Source organism: Spirosoma sp. KNUC1025, assembly GCF_045160025.1.
In the GTDB taxonomy this organism is placed as follows: domain Bacteria; phylum Bacteroidota; class Bacteroidia; order Cytophagales; family Spirosomataceae; genus Spirosoma.
This window is the reverse complement of record NZ_CP087139.1, coordinates 2,995,892-3,002,500: the sequence shown is the minus strand read 5'-3', so window position 1 is coordinate 3,002,500 and position 6,609 is coordinate 2,995,892. Positions and strand designations below refer to the sequence as shown.

Annotated in this window: 7 protein-coding genes and 1 pseudogene (1 of these 8 running past the window's edge); 4 read left to right on the top strand and 4 right to left on the bottom strand. The window is 45.6% G+C overall.

Annotated elements, in window-relative coordinates:
* The 3 genes and pseudogenes from tyrS to LN737_RS13040 all read right to left on the bottom strand — a co-directional run.
* Nucleotides 1–271, bottom strand: the beginning of a protein-coding gene (tyrS, locus tag LN737_RS13050) for a tyrosine--tRNA ligase (RefSeq protein WP_405519485.1). Its footprint begins 1,034 nt before the window's first position; only the first 271 of its 1,305 coding nucleotides appear in the window; its start codon is at nucleotides 269–271; its stop codon lies off the left edge, out of view.
* 129 nt (nucleotides 272–400) lie between these two features.
* Nucleotides 401–1,646, bottom strand: a pseudogene (locus tag LN737_RS13045) (S-adenosylmethionine:tRNA ribosyltransferase-isomerase).
* The gene (locus LN737_RS13040) at nucleotides 1,639–2,148 is read right to left on the bottom strand and encodes a hypothetical protein (RefSeq protein ID WP_405519483.1); all 510 of its coding nucleotides are present in this window, start codon (nucleotides 2,146–2,148) and stop codon (nucleotides 1,639–1,641) included. Before LN737_RS13040 ends, LN737_RS13045 begins: the two are co-directional and overlap by 8 nt.
* Before the next feature lie 223 nt (nucleotides 2,149–2,371).
* Between LN737_RS13040 and LN737_RS13035 the strand changes: the two genes are divergently transcribed.
* The 4 genes from LN737_RS13035 (at nucleotide 2,372) to LN737_RS13020 (ending at nucleotide 5,938) form a co-directional block, all read left to right on the top strand.
* On the top strand, nucleotides 2,372–2,923 hold the full coding sequence (locus LN737_RS13035; RefSeq protein ID WP_405519481.1) for a cob(I)yrinic acid a,c-diamide adenosyltransferase: 552 nt from the start codon (nucleotides 2,372–2,374) through the stop codon (nucleotides 2,921–2,923).
* A 105-nt stretch (nucleotides 2,924–3,028) separates the two neighbouring features.
* Nucleotides 3,029–4,102 carry a branched-chain amino acid aminotransferase gene (locus LN737_RS13030; RefSeq protein WP_405519479.1) on the top strand — a complete coding sequence of 358 codons (1,074 nt, stop codon included), beginning with the start codon at nucleotides 3,029–3,031 and terminating at the stop codon, nucleotides 4,100–4,102.
* Nucleotides 4,103–4,307: 205 nt separating this feature from the next.
* Complete coding sequence (locus LN737_RS13025) at nucleotides 4,308–4,913, top strand: hypothetical protein (RefSeq protein WP_405519477.1); 606 nt, start codon at nucleotides 4,308–4,310, stop codon at nucleotides 4,911–4,913.
* Nucleotides 4,914–5,089: 176 nt separating this feature from the next.
* Nucleotides 5,090–5,938, top strand: coding sequence for a S41 family peptidase (locus LN737_RS13020; RefSeq protein WP_405519475.1), 849 nt, complete (start codon nucleotides 5,090–5,092; stop codon nucleotides 5,936–5,938).
* Between the two features lie 4 nt (nucleotides 5,939–5,942).
* Here the strand turns inward: LN737_RS13020 and LN737_RS13015 are convergent, their stop codons facing one another.
* Nucleotides 5,943–6,527, bottom strand: coding sequence for a hypothetical protein (locus LN737_RS13015; protein ID WP_405519473.1), 585 nt, complete (start codon nucleotides 6,525–6,527; stop codon nucleotides 5,943–5,945).
* Nucleotides 6,528–6,609: the final 82 nt, after the last annotated feature.

Sequence of the window (6,609 nt, the reverse complement as noted above, 5' to 3'; positions counted from 1 at the left end):
TTTCTTCCGATAAAAATTCCCGTTCAGCCGCTTTGCCGGATGGATCACCGATCATACCTGTTGCACCACCCACCAACGCAAAGGGTTTGTGACCTGAGCGTTGTAGGTGCACAAGCAGCATCACCGTAGCCAGGTTACCAATATGCAGTGACACGGCTGTCGGATCGAAGCCTATATAACCCGCTGTTAATTCTTTTTGTAGCTGTTCTTCGGTACCAGGCGTCATGTCGTTCAACATGCCACGCCAGCGGAGTTCTTCAATAAAGTTCATTTTTTATATGGAGAGGGGAGGAAAGCCGAAAGGAGAAGGGAACATTGGAAAAGCGATTAACTAAATTTCAACTTTCCTTTTTCCTTCCTGCTTCCCTCCGTACACCTTAATTTCTGCAAAATTAATGGTTTAAGGCAAAAGCAGCGATGAATCGCCGTAGCTCAGAAAGCGATAATCATTTTGGAGAGCCTCTTTATAAATCTGCTTCCAATCGGGGCCAACCAAAGCAGCAATGAGCAAAATCAGCGTTGAGCCCGGTTGGTGAAAATTAGTAATGATTCCTTTGCACAACTTAAACGAGTATCCCGGAGTGATATAGATGCCGGTATGCGCCACAATTGATGCCTGTTTGGTAGTCAGCATATGAGTCAAAACTGCCTGCAAGGCATCGTCAACTGCCGGGTGATCGTCTAAAGGGAGCTGATACGCGTATTGTTGATCAAGGCGAAATGGATCGTTTTCATTACGTATTAATTTAACGCCCATCCAGTAAAGGCTTTCCAGCGCTCGCATCGAAGTTGTTCCTACCGGAATAATATGGTTAGGATGGTTTAGCTACGTTTTCCTCGGTATAAACAACCTGCTCAGTATGCATATGATGTTCCCGAACATCGTCTGTTTTAATGGGCTGGAAAGTTCCGGCTCCAACGTGCAATGTCAGGTAATCATGTTTGATACCCTTACCAGTGAGAGCATCAAATACAGCAGGTGTAAAATGCAAACCAGCCGTAGGGGCTGCAACAGCTCCCTCCTGGGTAGAATAAACCGTCTGATACGTATTCCGGTCATTTTCGGTAACGTTACGTTTCAGATAGGGTGGCAACGGAATTTCACCCACAAACTGAATGATTTGCGCAAATGTCAACTCAGCCGGTTGCCAGCTTAGCTGAACTACTGACTGATCGTAGTCGTACCAGGAAGCGGTGATTTCTACCTTTTCCTGGCTTTCTTCTGCCTGCTGGGGCAAAACGGCACCCGTTTGTTTATCTATCCCACGTAATACCAGTGTTTCGTCGCGTTTCCAGCGTTTGCGATTGCCAATCATACCCTGCCAAATAGCCGAGCCTTTCGCTTCCATAGCCTGACTGATTGGCAAACTTGCAGGGTATGGGTTTAGTAAAAACAACTCGATGAGAGCGCCAGTTGGCTTCGTAAAATGCAGTCGGGCTGGAATAACTTTCGTATTGTTGAAAACAAGAAAGCTATCGCGTGGGAGCAGCGATGCCAGGTCATAAAAATGAGCGTGATTAATCTCGCCCGAACGGTAAACCAGCAATTTTGCTGTATCGCGCTGACTTAGCGGAAAACGGGCAATACGGTCATCCGGCAACGTATACAGAAACTGGCTCAGTAAGAGTTCGTTTGTCTCAATCATCGGCACTTGGTTTCATAAACAAACGAATTGGAAGCCCTATCAGCACAGCGACCAGCATAGCTGTAATGAAAGGCAACAACCAGGCATAATCATAAGGTTGCATGCTCCGGTCTGAGCGATTAAGCAGCGATAATACAAACAAACCTAACGCTAATACTGTATTAATAGCAGCCATGAGCGCATAAAACCAATTGGTAAAGATTTCGTTCAGTTGTGGCCGATGCGATGCCCATGTACTTTGATTTGGTACAGGAATCTGAGCAGTAGGTACACGCCGAAAGAGTCGCGCAATTGCGTTGATGAGCGTATTAGAAATCAGAAAAACAGCAATGGTAACGTAGAAGATTATTTCGCGGTTAACCGTTTGAATCGGCTGTTTGAGTTCATCAAAACGTACCGCCACATCATCGGGATACGAAATATAACTGGAAAATAAAGCGATCAATAATCCGAGAATGGACAGAATACGCCACGTACGGACAAAAAAAGTACCTGCTTTCATTTAAATGAGCGAAAGAGTGAATGAGCGAACGTGCCAACAGCTTGGTTTACTCAACATCACTTTATGAAATCTGCTACTGACTTTAAAAATCAGGGTGCAAAGGTACGGCTGGAACGGGAAATGTGTTCGTTTACTTACTCGGAATGTCATAGACCATGCAGTACGTATTTATTCTAATCTGTACGATTCTCTGCGAACGCTCCGTTTCGCGCTTTACTTTATTATGAAAATTTACACAAAAACTGGCGATAAAGGCCAGACAGGACTGATAGGTGGGCGCCGGGTCAGTAAGGCCGATGCACGAATTGATGCCTACGGAACCATCGATGAACTGAATTCATGGATCGGGTTATTACGTAATCAATCCATCAGTATTGGGACGAAGGAATTATTGAAGGAAATCCAGGACCGGCTATTTACTGTTGGTACTGAACTGGCTACCGACCCCCAAAAAGCCATACATCGAACTATGCCCGCTATTCTGGCTGACGATGTTACATTGCTTGAACAGGAAATGGATACTATGGATGCTGCACTGCCCCAGCTTCGAGCCTTTATTTTGCCCGGCGGACATGATGCCGTATCGTTTTGCCATCTGGCCCGTACCGTTTGCCGCCGGGCCGAACGGTTAGTAACGGAACTCATGACTGACTCACCGGTAGATGAACTGGTACTCCAATACCTGAACCGACTGTCGGATTATTTATTCGTATTAAGCCGGAAAATCGCCCAGGATTTAAACGTAGAAGAGCAGGTATGGAAACCCCGAATTTAAACCGTTAAAAAAAAGTTGTCTTGACAACTAAATTTGCTCAATCTATTTTTTTAGCTTTGCCGCAGCCTATTCGTTTACGGGCTAACTCATTAACTACAAGCTGTTATGACGACGGATGTCTTGCAAATTGAATTGCGGAAAGCGGAACGCTCCCGCCTTCAGGAGGTAGATTTTAATCATTTACCTTTCGGAAAACACTTCTCGGACCACATGTTCGTGGCCGATTTCGTAGATGGTCAGTGGCAGAACCAAATGATTGTGCCATTCGACAATTTTTCTCTAAGCCCTGCTCTGTCGTCACTACACTATGGTCAGTCCATTTTTGAAGGCATGAAAGCGTTCAAAAATGACGCTGGCGAAGTTATGCTGTTCCGTCCCTACGCGAACTTCGAGCGTATGAACGAATCAGCACGCCGGATGTGCATGGCTACGTTGCCCGAAGAAGTATTTATGGGTGGTCTTGAAGCCTTGTTACGTGTCGATGCGGATTGGGTACCCGATACGCCAGATAGCTCACTATATGTGCGGCCATATATGTTTGCGACCGATACGTTCCTGGGCGTAGCGCCGTCGAAAACGTACCGTTTCTGCATTTTCACTTGTCCGGTAGGAGCGTATTATTCCAATCCTCCGAAGCTGAAAGTAGAAACTGAATTCATCCGTTCAGCTCCCGGAGGAGTAGGCTATGCCAAGTGTGCCGGTAATTACGGTGGCTCACTCTATCCGACCTTACTGGCTCAGCAACAAGGTTATGACCAATTGATCTGGACCGATGCCCGCGAGCATAAGTACATTGAAGAATCGGGTACGATGAACATCATGTTTATCATCGATGGAAAGCTGGTTACGCCCGCCACTTCAGATTCGATCCTGAAAGGTGTTACCCGCGATTCGATTTTGCAGATTGCTCGTAACTGGGGTATAACGGTTGAAGAACGGTTGGTATCGATTGAAGAAGTTATTTCGGGTATTGAAACGGGCCGGTTGACCGAAGCTTTTGGTGCCGGAACAGCGGTGGGCTCTTCGCCATACTCTCTGATCGGATACAATGGTAAAGATCATATGCTCCCAGAATTCGCCCCGGAAGATTCGTTTGCTGCTCGGGTAAGAAATTACCTGTCCGATTTACGCACCGGAAAAATTACTGACGAATTTGGCTGGATGCATAAAATCGCGTAATTCTTTACAAACCGTATTTATTATTCTTTGCGAATGCCCAGCCATCCATCCGGTTTGGGCATTCGCTTTTATGGTTATCCAGCTTTACTACCCACAAAGTTTAACTTTCTTTTTTTGCGAACTGATGTATATCTAGTTATCCTTTTTCAGGTAAAATAGTTATGAAAATAACTTATCTGCCTGTGCATGTCGAAACATACTTAACATGAAAAAGAACTATCTCTTTCTCCTGCTCCTTACAGCCTCCTGCCTTCTCAACGCCTGTAAAAAAGATCCCGATCCGCAACCATCTATAAGTGTTCTGACGAACGGAGATATGGAAATTGCTCCTTATGATGACTGGAAAGCTTATCTGGGTAAAAATTCGATTACAAACCCTAATAATTACGTTATCGAATACTCCACTGAAGCAGCCTCGTCCCCTTCTCATTCCATAAAAGTTACTTGCGATGCCGTAAAGAACGACTCTACGTTCCAGTATATGCAACAGGTTGTTAATACGTCCAGCATTGCTATCCCTGCCGGTGGAAAGCTTACCATGAGGGTAAAAATCAAGACTGTCAACGTACAGGGCAATGGCATAGCGCTGGCGATGGGCGGTAATCTGGGAGCCAGTGGCCAATATGCCTCTGCTTTCTATACATCGACGGAAGGGAAACAATCCATTACCGGAACCAACGACTTTAAAGAGTACACCCTGACGTTTGATTCTTTCCCGGCCAATGCAGCCAGTATGTACGTTTTACTAATGTACTTACCCAAAACTACAGGCACTGTTTATTACGATGATGTGTCGCTAACGGTAAACTAAGTATGGAAAAATTCAGGCTGAGCCAATTTTATCGACGTAACGAATCGATGTACATGGTCAAATTACCTGTTTACGCTCCTGCAGTTGTCCTTTTTCTAGGCTGTTTGGTCGGCTGCACGTGAGACTCCGATCCAGTTACTAGGTCGGTAAAATCCCAAACGTCTCCAACTGAAGTGGTGAGTCTGATAGAAAACCATTCCATACATAGAAAAACGATCGACTGGCCTTCCTTCAAACAGCAGGTAGATAATAAAGCTCAAGGTGCCCAAACGATTGCCGATACCTACCCTGCTATTCAGTTAGCCTTAACCTTACTCGGCGATAATTACAGTTCGTATATGACCGCTTCAGGAACTGTACTTATTGGGGAGAGAACAGTACACTGTACAGACAGTGCACCAACAGAGGTTCCTGCTAATTCCAATATCGGGTACGTAAAGATTACCAGTTTTTCAGAAGGCGGTGCGAGTGCTGTCAATTTTGCTCAGTCCATCCAAACGATTATTAAACAGGCTGATACCGATTCGATCCGTGGGTGGATAGTCGATCTGCGTGGTAATCTTGGCGGTAATATGTGGCCCATGCTGGCCGGTGTTGACCCTATTCTGGGAGATGGTATTGTTGGTTATTTCGTTGACCCAGACAGAACTACGTCACCCTGGTCTAACGAGGCTGGAATGGCAAAAGCAGGGCAGAACGTACTAACCAAAGTAGAAACGCCTTATACACTCCGGAAAGCGAACCCTAAAGTCGCCGTCCTGACAAATTTAGCCGCAGCAAGTTCTGGTGAGGCCATTGCCATTGCGTTTAAAGGTCGGCCGAATACCCGCAGTTTTGGTACACCTACCTGCGGACTTTCTACAGGCAATGTGGGATTTAAACTCAGTAATAGCGCTAATTTAACCTTAACTGAAGTGACAATGGCCGACCGAACCAAAACTCCTTACGGGAAATCGATTCAGCCTGATGATGCTTCTTATTCGTCAACAGCCGTAGATAGGGCGATTGCTTGGCTACTTCAGTAATATCTTACTTCGCAGAAGCCGTAGCAGGCCCGTTTGCGGACGCAATCTTGATTTTCAACCCAAAATCTTTGCCTTTCGATACGTCTTTCAACGTAACCGTTTTACCCTGAGCGCCGGTCCAGGTGGTTCCGCCGTTGGCTGTTTTCGGCGCACCAAAGCGAGATGAAAAATAAGGCTGTAACTCGTTCTGATACGTAGTAACTGACTGGCGGCTGTTAAGAAATAAATCTACGTCAATGGCCGACACTTTCTGGTCTGCCTGGTAATAGAGCATGTCTGCCGTTTCCAGATTGGCAAACTCAACGGTGTACCCTACGTGCTGTGCGTCGCTCTCAAATGCTTCCCCTTTTTCGGTAGTCTTCACTTTGGCAAAATCATCGCCGATATTTATGCCACGCCAGTCGCTTTCTTTTGTTAAGCCGAGTTCTGCCAGATGGCCTGTAATGGCTACTTCGGTTGTGGTTCCAGATGTTTCGGAAGCTGCTTGGGACGAATCAGCTGACTGATCGCTGGCTTGTTTGCGACCCTGACATCCAGCAAAGAATATAGCTAAAACAACCGCAATGACAAGAGGTAATTGTTTATACATACAGGCAAAATTGATCGTACAAATGTAATGGATTGACGCGATTTAAAAGGATAAGATCGTACAGACAAAAAAGTAGGATAAA